Source organism: Streptomyces sp. Y2F8-2 (genome assembly GCF_014905555.1).
GTDB lineage: Bacteria > Actinomycetota > Actinomycetes > Streptomycetales > Streptomycetaceae > Streptomyces > Streptomyces cynarae.
Genome location: NZ_BNGS01000002.1, coordinates 670940 through 686512, shown reverse-complemented (window position 1 = coordinate 686512; position 15573 = coordinate 670940). Strand labels below are relative to the sequence as shown.

Below are 15573 nucleotides of genomic sequence, written 5' to 3'. Positions count from 1 at the left end.
CCCGCACCTTCGCACCCTCACACTCAGTGTGAAGGTCAAGCCGATTCCGGGGGTGAGGCTCGTCACTGTCGGGTAGGGCTCGCCTGCGCGTAACGGCTGTCGGGGCGCGCCAGGCGCAGGTGGCCGCGCAGCGTCGTCGCATCGTACGCGGTGCGGAACGCTCCGCGCCGCTGGAGTTCGGGTACCAGTCCACGAGTGATCTGCCGCAGGTCGTGCGGCAGCGTACCGGGCCGCAGCCGAAAGCCGTCGAGCCCTGCTTCGCGCCAGTCCAGCAGCAGGTCGGCGAGTTCGTCGGGGGTGCCGACGAACACCTCCGCGTCGGATGCCGGTTCCGCTCCGTCCAGGCCGTCGAGACGTGCCTTGCGGCGCGCGGCGGCGCCCGGCTCGGCGTCCAGGAAGACGAGGACCTCCGCGAACCGGAGCAGCGGCCAGGCGCGCGTGTCGCGGCCGACGCGACCGGCGGCCGTTTCCACTTGGTCGAGGATCGCCGCGGCTTCCTCGCGGTCGTGCGGAGTGACCCACACGACGTCGACGGAGCGTGCCGCGAACTCATAGGGCACCGAGGCGTGCGCCAGGCTCATCACCGGCGGCTGCCCCTGCGGCGGGCGCGGGATGATGGCGGGGCCCCGGACACTGAAGTGCGCACCTGTGAAGTCGATGTGGTGCACCTTGCCGCGGTCGATGAAGCGGCCGGTGGCCACGTCACGGATCTCCGCGTCGTCCTCCCAGCTGTCCCACAGCCGCCGGGCGACCTCCACCGCGTCGGCTGCCTCGTCGAACAGCGGGCTCAGCCGCTCGCCGATCCGCTCCGGGTGGCGCGCGTCGTCGTCGGTGAGCTGCGGTGTCGTACGGCGGCCGAAGTGGGCGGCGTCGGCGGCGCGCGAGGCGATCTGCGGGCGCCAGCCGGCCCGGCCCGTGCTCGCGTGGTCGAGGGTGGCGATGCCGGTGGACACGTGGAACGGCTCGGTGTGGGTGACGTTCGCGGTCGGGACCAGGCCGATGTGTGTGGTCAAAGGCGCGACGCGGGCCGCGAGCAGCACCGCGTCCAGGCTTCCGCGCACCTGGTCGGTGCGGTCGTCGGGCCGATGGAAGGCGGCCGACTGCACACCGAGCGCGTCCTCGAAGGTGACGAAGTCGAGCAGGCCGCGCTCGGCCTCGGTGACCAGGTCCGCCCAGTAGTCGGCGGCGAAGAGCGCGCCGGGCCGGGCGTCCTCGGCCCGCCAGGCCGCCGGGTGCCAGCCGGCGGCCTCGAGGGCGACGGCGAGGTGCAGCGGGGGTGCGGTCACGAGGTTTCCTCCTTGGCAGTGGTGTCCGCGGTGCCGCGCGGCAGGCCCAGGTGGTCGCGCAGGGTCAGGCCCGTGTAGTCCCGCCGGAAGACGCCCTTCTCCTGGAGCAGCGGCACGACCCGGTCCACGAAGTCGTCCAGGCCCCCGGGGGTCAGATGCGGTACGAGGACGAAGCCGTCGGCGCCGTCGGTCTGCACGAAGTGGTCGATCGCGTCGGCGACGGTGCGCGGGGCGCCGACGAAGGTCTGCCCGCCGGAGACCTCGATGACCAGTTCACGGATGCTCAGTCCACGTTGCTCGGCGAGGGACCGCCAGCGCCGCGCGATCTCGGCGCGGTCCCTGCGGAACAGTGAATGACCTTTCAGCATCAGCGAGTCGGGCTCGGGCTCGATGTCCGGCAGTGGGCCGTCGGGGTCGTAACCGGACAGGTCACGGCCCCAGACGGCCTCCAGGTGTGCGATCGCGGTCTGCGGGCTCACCTGGGCGCGGGTGATCTCGTCGGCGTACGCGGCGGCCTCCGCGTCGCTGTCGGCCACCACCACGGTGGCCGTCGGCAGGATCTTCAGCTGGTCCGGGCTGCGGCCGTACCGGGCCAGCCGTGCCTTGACGTCCCGGTAGAAGGTGCGGGCCTGGTCGAGCCGGTTGTACTTGCTGAAGACGACGTCGGCCTCGGCGGCGGCGAACTCCCGGCCCGGGTCGGACTCGCCCGCCTGGATGATCACCGGGTGCCCCTGCGGCGGACGCGGGGTCGTGAAACGGCCGGAGATGTCGAAGTGCCGGCCGTGGTGCTCGAAGTGGCCGGCGCCGGGCCGGACGAACGCGCCGGCCGTAGCGTCGGCGCGCACATCGCCGTCGGCCCAGCTGTCCCACAGCTCTCGCGCGGTCGCCAGGAACTCCGCCGCGCGCCCGTACCGGTCGGCCTCGGCGAGGAACCCGCCACGCCGGAAGTTCTCCCCGGTGAAGGCGTCGAAGCTGGTGACCACGTTCCAGGCGGAGCGCCCGCCGCTGAGGTGGTCGAGGGTGGCCAGCCGGCGCGCCACCTCGTAGGGCTCGTTGAAGGTGGCGTTGACGGTGGCGGCGAGCCCGAGCCGTGTGGTGACCGCGGCCAGGGCGCTCAGCTGGGTGAGGTTCTCGGGCCGACCGACCACGTCCAGGTCGTACAACTGTCCCTTGTGCTCGCGCAGTCTGAGGCCCTCGGCCAGGAAGAAGAAGTCGAAACGGCCGCGCTCAGCGGTCCGCGCGAGACGCCGGAAGGAGTCGAAGGCGATCTGGCTCTCCGAGCGCGGGTCCGACCAGACGGTCACATTGTGGATGCCGGGCAACTGGGCCGCGAGGTGCACCTGCTTCCGTCCGGCGGTGGCCGGACCGCTCATGAGGCCGGAAGCACGGTCGCGGGGGCCGGGGAGACGTACCGCACTGTGTTCTCGAAGCTGACGCCGTGGCTCTTGACGTCGATGCCGACGCGGTCGCCGTCGGCGATCCGGAAGCCGTCGTGGAAGCTGGCCTCGTCGGCGCCCAGCAGCACGTAGTTGACCAGGCCGGGCCGCCGGACCGCCGGGAAGGAGAACAGGTGCTCCGCCATGTCCCGGATCCGGAAGTACAGCGCGTCGCCGCCGCAGTCGAAGCTGCCCTCCCAGGCCGTCGCGCCGTCCCGCACGATGGTGACGAGACCGGTCGCCGAGCGCGGCGGCGCGCCGAGGAACAGCCAGGGCGCGAGCGCGGTGTCGCACAGCTTGCAGTACGGGTTGTAGCCGGGGTCCTTGCGATGCAGGCCGATGTCGCACAGGTCGTTGCCGAACGTGTAGCCGGCGTAGTGGGGCGTTCCGTCGGCGTCGTTGACGTAGACGAGCGCGACCTCCGGCTCCTCGATGAGAGCGACCGGGCGGGCGGGCACGGTCAGCGGCTCGCCGGGCAGCCGAACCCAGTCGCCGAAGCCCTTGAAGAACCACTTGGGCGGCGTGAACTCGCCGTCCTCCGGCTGGCTCCGCCCGCCCCACTTCTTCCTGTGCGTGCCCATGAAGCCGCTCAGCAGGGCCGCGCCGGACGCCTGGGGCAGCAGCGGCACCAGCGGGCGCACGGCCGGGTCGCCGGCGGGGACGACGACCGTCTCGGCGCCCTCGGTCACAGCAGCTCGGACGGCGTCCGCGGAGCCGTCGGTGGCGGTGAACGCCGCGGCCAGGGCGCCGTCGACCACCCGGTACAGCGTCTGCGGTTCGCCCGGTTCGGGCCGGCCGAAGGTGACGTAGCGGCCGTCTTCGTAGGTGACCTCGGTGAGCACGGGCGGCAGGGACTGGGACATGGGGAACGCCTCCAAGTACGGGGTCAGGATCGGGGGTCGATCAGGTCGGCCAGGGCCTCGCCGAGATGGTCGAGGCCCTCGCGGATCCAGGGCAGGGCGAGTGGGTCGGGCGCGGTCAGCGCGGCGGTGCGCTGCTCGTCGGTGTCGCCGTACAGGCGGCTGGTGGCGGCGCGGATCCGCAGCGCGCCCTCCGGCTCGCCGAAGGCGCTCGCCGGCAGTACGCCGACGCCGTGCCGCTCCACGAGGAGCCGGACCAGGTCGTCGCCGCCGGTGACGCCGTGCGCCTCGGTGAGGCGGGCGCGCAACGGCTCGAAGTCCGGGTACAGGTAGCAGGTGGCGGTCACCGGCGCGAGCTGGGCACCGACCGCGGTGAAGCGGCCGGCCGCCGCGCGGGCCACCGTCGCGTGCAACTCGCGGCTCGCCGCGATCCGCTCGGTGATCTCCGGCGGCTCGGTGAAGGCCCAGGCCGCGGCCGTCTGCACCGGGGCAGGGGGGCTGGACCAGATCTGGCTGGCGACGGAGAGCAGAGCGGTGCGCAGCTCGTGCCCGGCCGGGCTGTCGGGCAGCCGGGCCACGCCGGTGCGCCAGCCGCCCACCGCCAGGTTCTTGGTGAGGCCCGTGGTGACGACAGTGCGCTCTGGGGCGTACGCCGTCGGGGAGACGGCAGGCCGCCCGGGGTCGTGGACCAGATCGCGGTAGATCTCGTCGGAGACCACGACGAGGTCCAGGTCGCGGGCCGTCTCGGCCAGGCGCCGCACCGTCTCGGCCGAGGCGACGGTGCCGGTCGGGTTGTCCGGCACCGTCACGACCACGGCGCGCGGGTGCTGCCCGGCGGCGCGCCCGGCGGTGACCGCCTCACGCAGCCGCTCGGGGTCCGGGACACCGCCCTCGCCCGGCAGGATCGGCACCGGCAGCACCCGCCCGCCCGCGAGCCGGGTCTGCGCCGCGTAGCTGACCCAGCCGGGTACGGGCACCACCACGTCGCCGCCGATCGCCAGGACCAGCGCGTACAGCAGCGCCTTGCTGCCCGGACCGGCCACCACCAGTCCGGGGTCGGTGGCCAGGCCGCGGCGCTGCCAGTAGCCGGCGGCCGCCTCGCGCAGCGCGGGGCCGCCGGCCACCGGACCGTAGGCGTTCTCCCCGGCCGCGGCGGCCAGACGCTCGCGCAGAGCGGGGAGCACGGGCAGGCCGATCTCGCCACTGGTCATGGGCAGCACGCGCTGTCCCGAGCGGCGCCGCTCCTCGAGGGCGGCGTCGGCTGCGAGCGTCGCCGACATGGGGACTGCCGCGGCCCGCCGCGGGGCCGCCGGCGGGGAGACGGGCATGCGGCTCACCCCGTCCCGTACCGCCGGCGCAGCTCCGCCTTGCGGACCTTGCCGGTCAGCGTCTTGGGCAGCGCGGACACCAGCTCGACGCGGTCCGGCAGGAAGCGTTCGTCGTGCCCCGCCTTCCGGAGCCGGTCGCGGACCTCGTCCAGCGTCGGGCCCCGCTCGCCGCGCGGCACCACGACCGCGCAGATGACGGCGTCGTCGCCGGCGGTCGCGGGCGGCAGGCCGACCAGCGCGGCCTCGACGGCCCTGGGGTGGCTGCCGATGACCGCCTCCAGTTCCGTCATGGGGGCGACCCGCCCGTCGCGGACGACGGCGTCGCGGGCCCGGCCGACGATGCGGATGCCGCCGCGGCCGTCGTCCCGAGCCAGGTCACCGGTGTCGAACCAGCCGTCCGCGTCGAACTCGGCGGCGAAGACCTCCTCACGCCGGTAGTAGCCGAGTGCGAGCGAGGCTCCACGTACCTTGAGCCGGCCCGTGCCGTCGGCGCCGGGCGCCTCGATCCGGATCTGCATGGCGTCGATGGCGCGGCCGTTGCTGTGCGCGGCCCAGTCCTCGGGGTCGGCGGGGCGGGTCATGGTGACCGGTCCGTTCTCGGACATGCCCCACAGCGAGTACGTCCGCGCGCCCAGCGTCGCGTGCACCTCGTCGGCGAGCTCCTTGAGGACCTGGGCCGAGCCGATGACCACGTGCCGCAGCGTGCTCGTGTCCCGCTTGGCGGCCCGCTGCGAGGCGGCGACGTCGGCGAGCGTGGCCGGCGGCCCGTACAGCAGGGTGGCGCCGTAGCGCTCCACCAGGTCCAGCAGCATCTCGTTGCGGCGCACGTCCTGGAAGGCGACGGTGCCGCCGAGCATGACGCCCGCGAGGACGCCCTGCGCGAAGCCGGAGTAGTGCACGAGCGGCGTGGACACCGCGGCCACCCAGTCGTCGCCGAGCCCGAAGGCGTCGACGTAGCCGCGCACGGCCGAGTGGACCGTGTTCTGGCTGTGCAGGACGCCTTTCGACTCTCCGGTGGTGCCCGAGGTGAACAGCACCACGAACGGCTCGTCGGCACCCAGCGCCAGGCCGTCCAGCTGCGCCGCGCCGGCCTCCTCCCGTGCCTCGGCCACGAAGTGGTGGTGGAAGGAGAGCGCGCCGTCCGGCACCGGGCCGTCCACCACCGCGACGTGGGCGAGCGTGGGCAGCTCGGTCCGCAGCCCGGTGACAATCTCCGCCAGCGGCGTGCCCGACCACTCCGGGAGCGTGACGGCCACCCGGGCCTCGGTCAGTCCGAGGCGGTGGCGCAGCTCCTCCTCCGGACAGATCGGTGAGATCGGGCAGATGACCGCGCCGACGCGCATGCACGCGAACATCAGCGGCACCATCTCCCACCGGTTGGGCAGTTGTACGGCGACGACGTCGCCCCTGCGCACGCCGAGCCGGAGCAACGCGAGCGCGAACCGGTCGGTGAGCCGGGCCAGTTCGGCGTAGTCCAGGGTGTCGGTGCGCGCCTCGGCGATGCGGCGGGCGGCGATCGCCAGCCGGTGCGGGCGCTCACGCGCCTGGCGGCGCAGGTCGTCGAGGAAGGTCTCCTCGCGCCACCAGCCGCGGCGCCGGTACTCGACGGCGCGCTCCCTGGGCACGGCTGCGGCTGCGGCTGCGGCCGTGCCGGGGCGCCGGGCCTCGGCCGGGGCGGTCATCGGCGGTCCTTCCGGCGGGCCGCGAGCAGCTCCGGGAGCGGGTCGCCCGCCCGGCCGGCCGCGATCTCCAGCAGATCCCGGGTGTTCTGCCGGACTCGGTCGCCGACCCAGTCGAACACCCAGGCCTTGCGGGCCTCGGCCGCCAGCTCGAAGGGCACCACCCGGGTGACGGCCAAGGCGGCGGACGCGGCCCCGCCGATGTTGGCGATCACGCCCGGGACCAGTATGCCGCCCGCGGCGGCGACCTTCTCCTTGGCCTGTGCGCTGGAGGCGAGGTTGGCGCCCTCGACGACCAGCCCGGCGCGCAGGCGGTGGGTGTTGTCGGCGGTGAGCGCGTACTTCTGTGCCGCGAGGACCAGCAGGTCGGCGTCGACGTCGAGCCAGGCGTCCGGCTCGGCGGAGAGCGTGACGTGCTGCGGCAGCCGGGAACGGTCGATCCGCCCGAACTCGTCGGTGACGGCGATCAGGTCGGCCACCGGCAGCCGGTCCGCGCTGATGGTGCCCTCCACGTCGGCGACGCCCACGATGACGTGCCCGCGGTCCTCGAGGAACCTGGCTGCCGCGCGGCCCACCGTGCCGAAGCCCTGCACCACCACCCGGGCGGGTTCGGTGCGGCCGCGCGCCTCCAGGGCGGTGACCGCGGCGACCCCGACGCCGTGGCCGGTCACGTCGATCAGGGGCTCGTAGTAGGTGCGCCAGTCGATCGGCATGTCGGGCGCGCCCAGCCGATGGCGCGGGTCGTAGCCGGCCTCGGCGAAGAAGACGGCGCGGTCGGCGGAGGTGACGCCCATGTCGATGCCGAGGTGGATGCCTCCGTGCAGCAGGGGCTTGACCGTGCGGCCGAAGGTGCGGAAGGTCTCCTCGCGGTTGCTGCCGTCGGAGACGATGCCGCCCTTGGCGCCGCCGATGCGCAGCCCCGCGAGCGTGAACTTGTCGGTCATGTCGCGGGCCAGCCCGCGGACTTCCTCCTCGGTGACTCCCGGGGTCATCCGCACGCCGCCCATGGCCAGGCCGTCGACGAGCGTGTCGACGACCACCCAGCCTTTGATGGTGCCGCCGCTGCCGTTCAGGTGGACGGTGAACGCGGGCTCCTGGGTTTCTTCCACAAAACTCATGTCAACTCTCAGGTCCTCGTGAGGGGGTGGATCGACGGCGGTCACCGGTAGAGCTGCGTGAAGCCCCGCAGGATCTCCAAGCCGTCGCTGCGGAACTCCAGATGTGCCTGGGAACCGAAGATGCGTCCGTCGTCGGAGCGCAGGAACTCCACGGGCGCCTGCGCGGAGCGGCCTATGGAGCGGAAGCCCGCCGGGGCTTCCTGGAGGTAGAGGGTGTGCCGGTGGAACACCGTCACGGTCGGTTTGACGTAGGTGAACAGCGGTTCTTCCTTGTCGACCTGGACCTCGTAGCCGCCGACCCGCTGTGGTCCCTCCGCGAGCCGGCCGCCGGACGAGACGGCCAGGATCTGCATGCCTCCGCAGATGCCGAACACCGGTACACCGGAGGTCATGACGAGGTCGACGAGCGGCTTGTAGTGGTCCTGGTCGTAGGCCCGCACCTTGGTGCCGCTCAGCACGATCGCCTGGTAGCGGCCGTCGAGGCGGGAGGGGACGGACGCCGCGTCGACGGCGTCGGTGGCCGAGCCCAGCTCCTCGAAGCGTCGGCGCAGCTGGGGCAGGGACAGTGTTCCGTTGTTGACGACCAGGACACGGGGCTGCGCCACGTGCGTACTCCTCACGTTCGCGTGATGACGGTGCCGGTGCGGGCGGCGAGCAGGTCGGTGACGGGCGCGCTGCCGATGACGACCCGTTCCACGCCGCGTTCCAGGGCCTCGTCGGCGGCCCGGAGCTTCTTGCGCATGCCGCCGGTGGCGCCCTTGTCGCGGAACGCGGCGGCGTCCTCGGCGCTGATCTCGCGGACCGGCCGGCCGTCGATCAGCAGGTGCGTGACGTCGGTGACGAGCACCAGGTCGGGTGCGCCGACGGCACCGGCGAGGGCGGCGGCGGCCCGGTCGGCGTCGGTGTTCACCTCTTGCCCCGAGGGGTTGCGGGCCAGCGGCGTGACGAGCCGGGCCCGGCCGGGCCCGAGGTCCTTCAGCAGGGTCGGGTCCGCGCCCGTGACCGGGCCGACCAGGTTCTCCAGCTCCACCAGCTGTTTGCCCTGCCACCACCAGCGCTCGGCCTCGCCGGCGGTGAGCAGTCCGTCGCTGCCGAGCAGCCGCTCGGCCGACAGTCCGCGCTGTTCCAGCCGCTGGAGAACCTCAGCGCCGAGCCGGGCGCTGACGGTCTTGATGTCGTCGATGACCTCGGGCGTGGTCCAGCGGCTCTGGTTGCCGTACCGGTCGCGCAGGATCGCCGACGGCTCGCGGTAGCGGGCGTTGAGCTCCTTCAGCGGCTTGGACCAGCCGTGCACCAGGACCAGCGGGCGCCGCCGGCCCAGCCGGGCCAGGTCGTCCCACCAGGCCCCGTCGAGATCGTCGACGGTGCTCCCGCCCAGCTTGACCACGGCCGGAGTCTCGTGCGGATGGGGTGTCGTACTCATGCGGGCATCACCGGATGCATCGTCAGGCCCGTCTCCTCGGGCAGCCCGAACCGAAGGTTCACCGCCTGCACGGCCTGTCCGGCCGCGCCCTTGACCAGGTTGTCCAGGGCGGCGAGGACGACGATCCGGCCGCCCTCCTCGTCGTGCAGCACGGTCACGTCGCAGTAGTTGGAGCCGAGCACCGCCTGCGGGTCGGGCACCGGGATCAGCGTCTCGGTGTGCCTGCGGACCCGCACGAACCGGTGCTCCTTGTAGAAGCGCAGGTACGCCCGTTGCAGCGTGCGCTGGTCGACCTCGCCGTCGGTGAAGACGTAGCTGCTGGTGAGCAGTCCGCGCACATGCGAGACGCCGTACGCCGACATGCTCAGCGAGTCGACCGAGCCGGGCTTGCTTCGCTCCAGGAAGTCGCTGACCTCCGCCGCGTGCCGGTGACCGGTGGGCGCGTACGGTGCGATGGCGCCGTTGCGCAAGGGATGCAGGTCCGCGGTGCGCAGCTGGAGGCCGCCGCCGCTGGAGCCGCTCTTGCCGTCCACCACCACGGTCTTCAGATCGAGGCCGAGCCCAAGGGTGAGCGGAGCGAGGCCGAGCGTGATCGCGGTGGCGTAGCAGCCCGGCAGCGATATCAGTGCCGCGTCGGCCAACTGGTCGCCCACCAGCTCCGGCACGCCGTAGACGAACCGGTCGGCCAGATCGGTGCGCCGCTGGACCTTCGGGTACCAGCGGGCGTGCCGCTCCGGGGTGCGGATGCGGAAGGCACCGCTCAGGTCGACGACGGCCGGCACGCGGTCGGCGAGCAGGGCGGCCAGCTCGGCGGAGACCGGGGCGGGCGTGGCCAACAGGAGGACGTCGACCTGGTCCGCGACGTCCTCGGTGACCGGCTGCACGGTCAGACCGGTCTCGATGCGCAGACCCGGGTGCAGCTCGGCCGGGCGCCTGCCGATGTTCGAGGAGCCGCCGAGGAAGGTCAGCTCCAGGTCGGGATGCTGGGTGATCAATCGGATGAGTTCGCCGCCGGCCAGCCCTGAGGCGCCGACGACTCCTGCGCGGATCATGCGAGCAGCTCCTGCACATAGCGGCCGATGGCCGAGGGGACGTCCGCGCCGGTGGCCGAGGCCACGGCCCGGAAGCCGGGGGCGTGGTTGACCTCGTTGACGACGTAGCCGTCGGCGGTGCGGAACAGGTCGACGCCGTAGATGCCGGGTCCCAGCTCGGCCGTGACCGCGTCGACGATCTTGACGAGGTCGGGGTCGTGGGCGAGGGCGCGGGTGTCGTTGCCGAGCGCGGCGTTGTTGCGCCAGTCGGTGCCGCCGCTGGCGAACTCCGCGGCACCGACCAGTTCGTCGCCGACGACCAGGCAGCGCACCGAGGTGCCGCCCAGATACGGCTCGACCAGGCAGGCCTGCTCGAAGGCGTGGCCGAGGTCCTCGACGTAGTCGTACACGGACTGCGCGGTGTCGGCGTGCCGGATCAGCGTGACCCGCTTGCCCATGCCGCCGAAGACCGGCTTGAGGACCACCGGCAGCTCCAGTTCGGCAAGTGCCTGCTCGAAGTCCTTGCGGGACAGCACGAGCCGGAAGTCCGGCACGGGGACGCCGGCGGTGCGCAGGACGGTGCGCAGCGCGGCCTTGTTCTCGCAGGCGTGGATGGCGCGGGCGGTGTTGACGGTGCGTGCTCCGGCGGCCTCGGCCAGGCTCGCGACCAGGCCGCCGCGGGTGTAGCTGCGGCTGCGCACCAGCAGCACGTCATAGTCCTGCACCGACGGGGCGTCCGGGTGGCCGAGGCACAGGGACTCGTCGTTGACCCAATCGATGGCCAGCCCCAACTCGTCGGCGCGCTCGATCAGTTGGCGTTCCTCCCAGCTGATCCGGTCGGCGACGACGGCGACTGCGCGGCCCATCTCACTGGCCCCAGTCGCGCAGCTGAACCTGGACCATCTGCAGGGTCAGCCGCCCGTCCGCGACATCCTCGACGCGCAGGGTGAGCATGCACTCGGGGCACGACAGGGTCTCGCCCTGGACGACCGGCGGGACGGTCAGGTCGGTCTCGCACTCCGGGCAGGAGCCGGTGAGGGTGGCGATGGACATGGTGGAGCTCCGTTCTTGTACGGGAACAGGTAGGTCTGTAGGGCGTTCAGACGGATTTCAGGCGGCTTGGAAGTCGATCGCGGCCTTGCGGATCGCGTCCCGGTCCAGGAGCGGACCGCCGGCCTGCTCCTGGCGGTCGACGAGCCAGAGCGTGAAGGCGTCGACGTCGACGAAGATCCCGGAGTCGGCCAGTGCCCACTTGACGAGGGCCGGGGTCAGCCGGGTCCGTACCCGCAGCTCTCGGGCGTTGCCGACGAGTTCGGCGGGCAGTGTTTCGTAGGCTTCCGGGTGGCTGAGTTGGCCGGGCAGCTCGTAGGCGAAGGCGTGCGGCGTGGTCGGGCCGGACTGGAAGGCCTCGCCGAGGCCGGAACCCCTCAGCGCGATGCGGGACAGCTCGGTGAGGTGGGTGAGGTCGAAGCGGGTGTCGCCGTGCACCACCCGCAGCGAGGTGAGCAACTCGGCCAGCGGGGCGTTGCCGCCGCGCTCGCCGATGCCGCCGACGGTCGCCGAGATCCAGCTCGCCCCGGCGCGGACGGCGGCGAGCGAGTTGGCGACGGCCATGCCCAGCATGTTGTGCGAGTGAATCTCGATCTCGGAGCCGTCGATCGCGGTGAGGTCCGCGATCACCGTCTCCATCTGCCAGGGTGAGAGGTAGGCGACGGTCTCGGCCAGTCGGAACCTGTCGGCCCCGGCCTCGAAGCCGGCGGTCACATACGGGACGAGTCGCTCCTTGGGGGTGCGGGCGCCGTCCTCGCCGCTGAAGGTGACGTGGAAGCCGCGCTCCTTGGCCTGCGAGATCGCCGAACGGGCCAGCGTGTGCAGGAACTTCGCGCTCGGCGAGCCCAGCTTCAGCTTCGCGTGCTGCTCCGAGGTGGGGATGGAGTACATGATGTGGCGTACGCCCAGGCGTTCGGCCTCGTCGAGAGCCCGGGCCACCTGCTGCCGGTCCCGCACCACGAGGAGCGTCATGCTGCGCTCGGGGCCGATCGTCGCGTGGACGGCCTCGACCAGGGGGGCGTCCTTGGAGTCCGGGCCGGAGACCATGCCCACCTCGACCAGTTCGACGCCGGTTCGCACCAGCAGGTCGGCGATGGCCGAAGCGTCCTTCGGACCGAACTCGACGCCCGCCATGTGCGCGGAGTCGCGCAGGGTCGCGTCGGATATCCGCGGCGGGATCGGGAGTTCCTCGTGGTTTTCCGCTCCTGCCATTTCAGTTCACTCCTTGTTCCAGAAGGGAATCAACGTCCATGCTTCCGGACGAGTCAGGTGAGCCGCAAGCCGGAAATGGATGCGGCCGGTGCTGAGTAACAGCCTCCTTGTCCGTGCCGGTTCACGGCAACGGGTTCCGTGTCAGAAAGCTGTTGAAGAGTGTCAAGGAATGTCAGGAAGGACAGGCCGTGCAAGAACGGTGTGGGTCGTGGGAAAAAGAGGCACGAATTCGGGGGCCGTGCATTCGTACTGCGCCTACGGTGCCGTTCATGGACCTTCTCTCACTGCCCCGGCTCGGGCTCGTCGTCCCGCCGGAGAATCCCACCGCGGAGCCGGAGTTCACCACCCTGCTCGGCCACCGTGTGAACGTCTACACGGCCCGCTTCCCCCTGACACCCGGGCTGGGGCTCAAAGACATGCTCAAGTCCTACAACCGGGTCCTGCCCGACACGCTCGGCCGGTTCGGCCGGATGCGGCTGGACGCGGCCGTGGTGGCCTGCAGCGCCTCCCACTACCTGCTGGGACCGGACGGCGATCGCGTCTTCTGCGCGGAGCTGTCCGAGCGCGCAGGTTTCCCGGTGCGGTCCGCGACGCAGGCGATCCTGGCCGCGTGCGAGGCCCTGGGCGTGCGCCGGCTGACCCTCGTCTCGCCGTACGAGCCGTGGCTCACCGACGTCTCGCGGGACTTCTGGGAGCGGGCCGGCCTCGTGGTCGACGGTGTCGTGCTGGTCCCGGCGCGCTCGGCGCCCGGCGGCGACCGGCACTACGACCCGTACCGGGTGACGACGTCGGCGATACTCGAGCGCATCGAGGAGAGCGAACTCCCGGACGGCACTGCTCTGCTGTTCACCGGCACGGGAATGGGTACCCTCGCCGCGCTCCGCGAACTGGCCCGTCGTGAGCCCGGCCGCACACTGCTCACGTCCAACCTGGCGTCGGTCTGGTGGGCCAGGCGCACACTGCTCGGCACTGCTGCGGGTGATGAGCACCCGCTGCTGCGGCGGCTGGACAAGGCGGCGGTGTGACGAGTGGAGGGCCCCGGCGTACGCCCGTGGCGCGCGCCCGGGCCCTCCACTGCCGGCCCGGCTTTCAGGCTCAGCTGCGGCCCACGTCTGGGAGCGAACGGCTCATGAGGCCTCAGGTACCTCTGACGTTTCCGACGCCGGGTGCCCTTCGCCGTATCCCATCCGGTAACCGATGCCGCGGACTGTGGTGATCCACCGGCTGCAGCCGAGTTTCGCCCGCAAGCTGCTCACATGTGTGTCAATGGTGCGGCTGGTGCAGGCCCAGTCGGTGCCCCACACCTTCGCCATCAATTCCTTTCGGGACACGACCGTCTCTGGACTCAAGGCCAACGTGTAGAGCAGCTCGAATTCCTTGGACGTGACAGGAATCAGCCGGTCGTGCAGCCGCACTTCCCGTCTGCGTGGATCTATGTGCAGCGGACGCAGGGAGATGACGTCCGCCGCGGCCGTCTTGCGACGAGAACGGCGCAGCACGGCCTCGATCCGCGCGCCGATCTCCCTGAAACCCCAGGTCCTCACCACGCAGTCGTCCGCGCCGGCGCGCAGCGCGAGGACCCGCTCCAGTTCATTGTCGAGTTCGGTCACGGCGATCAGCGGGGTGTCCCCACCGCCGCGCATCGATCGGCACACCTCCAGTCCGTCGATGTCCGCGAGCTCCAGCGAGAGCAACACCAGATCCGCGTCACGGTACCCGCGAAGCGCCCGCGCCCCGCTGTGCACGCTCCGCGTGGTGTAGCCCTGTCTGCGCAGGTCACGCTCCATGGCCTCGGCCGCCGATGCGTCGTGCTCCACCACGAGTACGTTCGTCATTCCTGCCGTTCCCCTGTCATCGGCTCCCCTCTGGCTCCTTCGGCCGGCGTCAGCTCGCGGCCCCGCTCAGCTGAGCTGCGGCGGCCGCCGACGACACGGCGTCGCGGCCTGATGCGCCGTCGAGGTACTGGTAGACGTACGCGGCCGAGGCCATCGTCATGTGGTGGTGCCAGCCCGGGAAGGAGCGGCCCTCGAAATCCAGGACCCCGAAGCGGTCCTGCAGGGCCTTGACCGCCGACAGAGCGGCGGTCCGGCCTCGCACCAGGGACAGCACCTCGTCCACCGGCCGGTCGGTGAGGCTGGTGATCCAGTACCGGGCGGGCACCCGGCCGTCCGAGGCGGGCCGCTCCAGGATGCGGTAGGTGCGCGCCGCACCGTCGGCCCCCACCGCGAGTTGCGGCAGTCGGACCGTGTCGGCGTAAGCGTAGATCGGCACTGCTTTGGCGCCACCCTCCCGGGTGTGTTGCACCATCACATGCGGCTGCCGCGCGTGCCGTATCCCCATCACCGCGCCCACCGTGCTGACGGTCGGCGTGTGCTGTCCGACGAGCACGACCTGCCCGGGGTCGACCTCGCACACCACATCCAGCCGTTCCCGGGCCAGTCCTGCCAGCACGCCGGCCGCGTCGTCGCACCGGGTCAGATCGAGGACCCAGGGCAGTCCGGCCACATGCGGCAGCGTGACCGCGTCCGCGGCATGGTCAAGGACATAGGCGCCGACCGGGCGCTCCCTCTCCTCCTCCGGTATCCGGCTGCGCCGCCTGCGCTGCGGGTCCCAGTCCCAGGGGCCGCTGAGCACCAGGCTCCAGTCGACCGGGAAGGAGTGGGACTCGCCCGCCAGGTAGAGTCCCAGCGCCCGCTGGCAGTTGACCTCCCTTCCGGTGACGGGGTCCAGGCGGCGGTGCACGCCGACGGAGTGCTTGCCGGTCTTCGGGATGATGAGTTCGGCGACCGTCCAGGCGTACGGCGCCGCACTCGCCGCGACACGCAGGGCGAGTCTGCGGCGCACCGGCCTCCAGTCCCAGGGACTGGCGTTGATGAACTGGTGCAGCCCCTGTATCGCCGACGCGGGTAAGGCCTCCGAACGTGCCATATGGCGCGGGGTCTTCTTGCCGGAACCGTGGATCAGGGCCCATAGATACGCGCGGGCCCAACGACGCTGCTCCACTCGGTGAAGCGACCGGAAGACATCCTCCGTAAACCTGTGGAACCGAGCTCCCTCGGTCGCGGCCGTGCGCGCCTCACTCGTTGGCATAAACGCTACGTCCCCTCGTTTCCCGTAACGCTCGAACAGGTGTCAGTGCATCGTGCATCT

15 protein-coding genes are annotated in these 15573 nt (G+C 72.0%); 1 reads left to right on the top strand and 14 read right to left on the bottom strand.

All coding sequences use genetic code 11. The features are described from left to right. Positions 1-62: 62 nt before the first annotated feature. From SY2F82_RS08440 to SY2F82_RS08385, 12 genes are read right to left on the bottom strand one after another with little or no spacing between them, the layout of a single operon-like run. Positions 63-1286, bottom strand: coding sequence for an LLM class flavin-dependent oxidoreductase (locus SY2F82_RS08440; protein WP_200418332.1), 1224 nt, complete (start codon positions 1284-1286; stop codon positions 63-65). Continuing rightward, entirely contained in the window at positions 1283-2659 is a 1377-nt protein-coding gene (locus tag SY2F82_RS08435) for an NtaA/DmoA family FMN-dependent monooxygenase (protein ID WP_200418331.1), read from the bottom strand. Before SY2F82_RS08435 ends, SY2F82_RS08440 begins: the two co-directional genes overlap by 4 nt. Continuing rightward, entirely contained in the window at positions 2656-3585 is a 930-nt protein-coding gene (locus SY2F82_RS08430; protein ID WP_200418330.1) for a fumarylacetoacetate (FAA) hydrolase, read from the bottom strand. Before SY2F82_RS08430 ends, SY2F82_RS08435 begins: the two co-directional genes overlap by 4 nt. Before the next feature lie 23 nt (positions 3586-3608). Next, the gene (locus SY2F82_RS08425; RefSeq protein ID WP_236041274.1) at positions 3609-4910 is read right to left on the bottom strand and encodes a pyridoxal phosphate-dependent aminotransferase; all 1302 of its coding nucleotides are present in this window, start codon (positions 4908-4910) and stop codon (positions 3609-3611) included. Positions 4911-4915: 5 nt separating this feature from the next. Continuing rightward, on the bottom strand, positions 4916-6592 hold the full coding sequence (locus tag SY2F82_RS08420) for an AMP-binding protein (protein WP_200418329.1): 1677 nt from the start codon (positions 6590-6592) through the stop codon (positions 4916-4918). Next, positions 6589-7707, bottom strand: coding sequence for a Glu/Leu/Phe/Val dehydrogenase (locus SY2F82_RS08415; protein WP_200418328.1), 1119 nt, complete (start codon positions 7705-7707; stop codon positions 6589-6591). Before SY2F82_RS08415 ends, SY2F82_RS08420 begins: the two co-directional genes overlap by 4 nt. A 41-nt stretch (positions 7708-7748) precedes the next feature. Then, positions 7749-8312: a type 1 glutamine amidotransferase gene (locus tag SY2F82_RS08410; protein ID WP_200418327.1), complete on the bottom strand. Its 564-nt coding sequence runs from the start codon at positions 8310-8312 to the stop codon at positions 7749-7751. Positions 8313-8323: 11 nt separating this feature from the next. Then, complete coding sequence (locus SY2F82_RS08405; RefSeq protein ID WP_200418326.1) at positions 8324-9130, bottom strand: acetylglutamate kinase; 807 nt, start codon at positions 9128-9130, stop codon at positions 8324-8326. Next, on the bottom strand, positions 9127-10182 hold the full coding sequence (argC, locus tag SY2F82_RS08400) for an N-acetyl-gamma-glutamyl-phosphate reductase (RefSeq protein ID WP_200418325.1): 1056 nt from the start codon (positions 10180-10182) through the stop codon (positions 9127-9129). Before argC ends, SY2F82_RS08405 begins: the two co-directional genes overlap by 4 nt. Further along, positions 10179-11027 carry a RimK family alpha-L-glutamate ligase gene (locus SY2F82_RS08395; RefSeq protein WP_200418324.1) on the bottom strand — a complete coding sequence of 283 codons (849 nt, stop codon included), beginning with the start codon at positions 11025-11027 and terminating at the stop codon, positions 10179-10181. Before SY2F82_RS08395 ends, argC begins: the two co-directional genes overlap by 4 nt. A gap of 1 nt (position 11028) precedes the next feature. Beyond that, the gene (locus tag SY2F82_RS08390; RefSeq protein ID WP_200418323.1) at positions 11029-11214 is read right to left on the bottom strand and encodes a lysine biosynthesis protein LysW; all 186 of its coding nucleotides are present in this window, start codon (positions 11212-11214) and stop codon (positions 11029-11031) included. Positions 11215-11271: 57 nt separating this feature from the next. Next, positions 11272-12423: an isopropylmalate synthase gene (locus tag SY2F82_RS08385; protein ID WP_200418322.1), complete on the bottom strand. Its 1152-nt coding sequence runs from the start codon at positions 12421-12423 to the stop codon at positions 11272-11274. A gap of 269 nt (positions 12424-12692) precedes the next feature. On the opposite strand from SY2F82_RS08385, the gene SY2F82_RS08380 reads away from it, so the two are divergent. Further along, entirely contained in the window at positions 12693-13448 is a 756-nt protein-coding gene (locus SY2F82_RS08380) for an arylmalonate decarboxylase (RefSeq protein WP_200418321.1), read from the top strand. Positions 13449-13550: 102 nt separating this feature from the next. Here the strand turns inward: SY2F82_RS08380 and SY2F82_RS08375 are convergent, their stop codons facing one another. Both SY2F82_RS08375 and SY2F82_RS08370 read right to left on the bottom strand, forming a co-directional pair. Continuing rightward, entirely contained in the window at positions 13551-14258 is a 708-nt protein-coding gene (locus SY2F82_RS08375; RefSeq protein WP_200418320.1) for a response regulator transcription factor, read from the bottom strand. A 49-nt stretch (positions 14259-14307) separates the two neighbouring features. Further along, positions 14308-15513, bottom strand: coding sequence for a transposase (locus tag SY2F82_RS08370; RefSeq protein WP_200418319.1), 1206 nt, complete (start codon positions 15511-15513; stop codon positions 14308-14310). Between the last annotated feature and the right edge of the window lie 60 nt (positions 15514-15573).

Coding starts and splice junctions, on each gene's coding strand:
- SY2F82_RS08430 (WP_200418330.1), bottom strand. CDS start 3,585: ATGTCCCAGTCCCTGCCGCCCGTGCTCACCGAGGTCACCTACGAAGAC.
- SY2F82_RS08370 (WP_200418319.1), bottom strand. CDS start 15,513: ATGCCAACGAGTGAGGCGCGCACGGCCGCGACCGAGGGAGCTCGGTTC.
- SY2F82_RS08380 (WP_200418321.1), top strand. CDS start 12,693: ATGGACCTTCTCTCACTGCCCCGGCTCGGGCTCGTCGTCCCGCCGGAG.
- SY2F82_RS08385 (WP_200418322.1), bottom strand. CDS start 12,423: ATGGCAGGAGCGGAAAACCACGAGGAACTCCCGATCCCGCCGCGGATA.
- SY2F82_RS08405 (WP_200418326.1), bottom strand. CDS start 9,130: ATGAGTACGACACCCCATCCGCACGAGACTCCGGCCGTGGTCAAGCTG.
- SY2F82_RS08435 (WP_200418331.1), bottom strand. CDS start 2,659: ATGAGCGGTCCGGCCACCGCCGGACGGAAGCAGGTGCACCTCGCGGCC.
- SY2F82_RS08415 (WP_200418328.1), bottom strand. CDS start 7,707: ATGAGTTTTGTGGAAGAAACCCAGGAGCCCGCGTTCACCGTCCACCTG.
- SY2F82_RS08375 (WP_200418320.1), bottom strand. CDS start 14,258: ATGACGAACGTACTCGTGGTGGAGCACGACGCATCGGCGGCCGAGGCC.
- SY2F82_RS08395 (WP_200418324.1), bottom strand. CDS start 11,027: ATGGGCCGCGCAGTCGCCGTCGTCGCCGACCGGATCAGCTGGGAGGAA.
- SY2F82_RS08420 (WP_200418329.1), bottom strand. CDS start 6,592: ATGACCGCCCCGGCCGAGGCCCGGCGCCCCGGCACGGCCGCAGCCGCA.
- SY2F82_RS08425 (WP_236041274.1), bottom strand. CDS start 4,910: ATGCCCGTCTCCCCGCCGGCGGCCCCGCGGCGGGCCGCGGCAGTCCCC.
- SY2F82_RS08390 (WP_200418323.1), bottom strand. CDS start 11,214: ATGTCCATCGCCACCCTCACCGGCTCCTGCCCGGAGTGCGAGACCGAC.
- argC (WP_200418325.1), bottom strand. CDS start 10,182: ATGATCCGCGCAGGAGTCGTCGGCGCCTCAGGGCTGGCCGGCGGCGAA.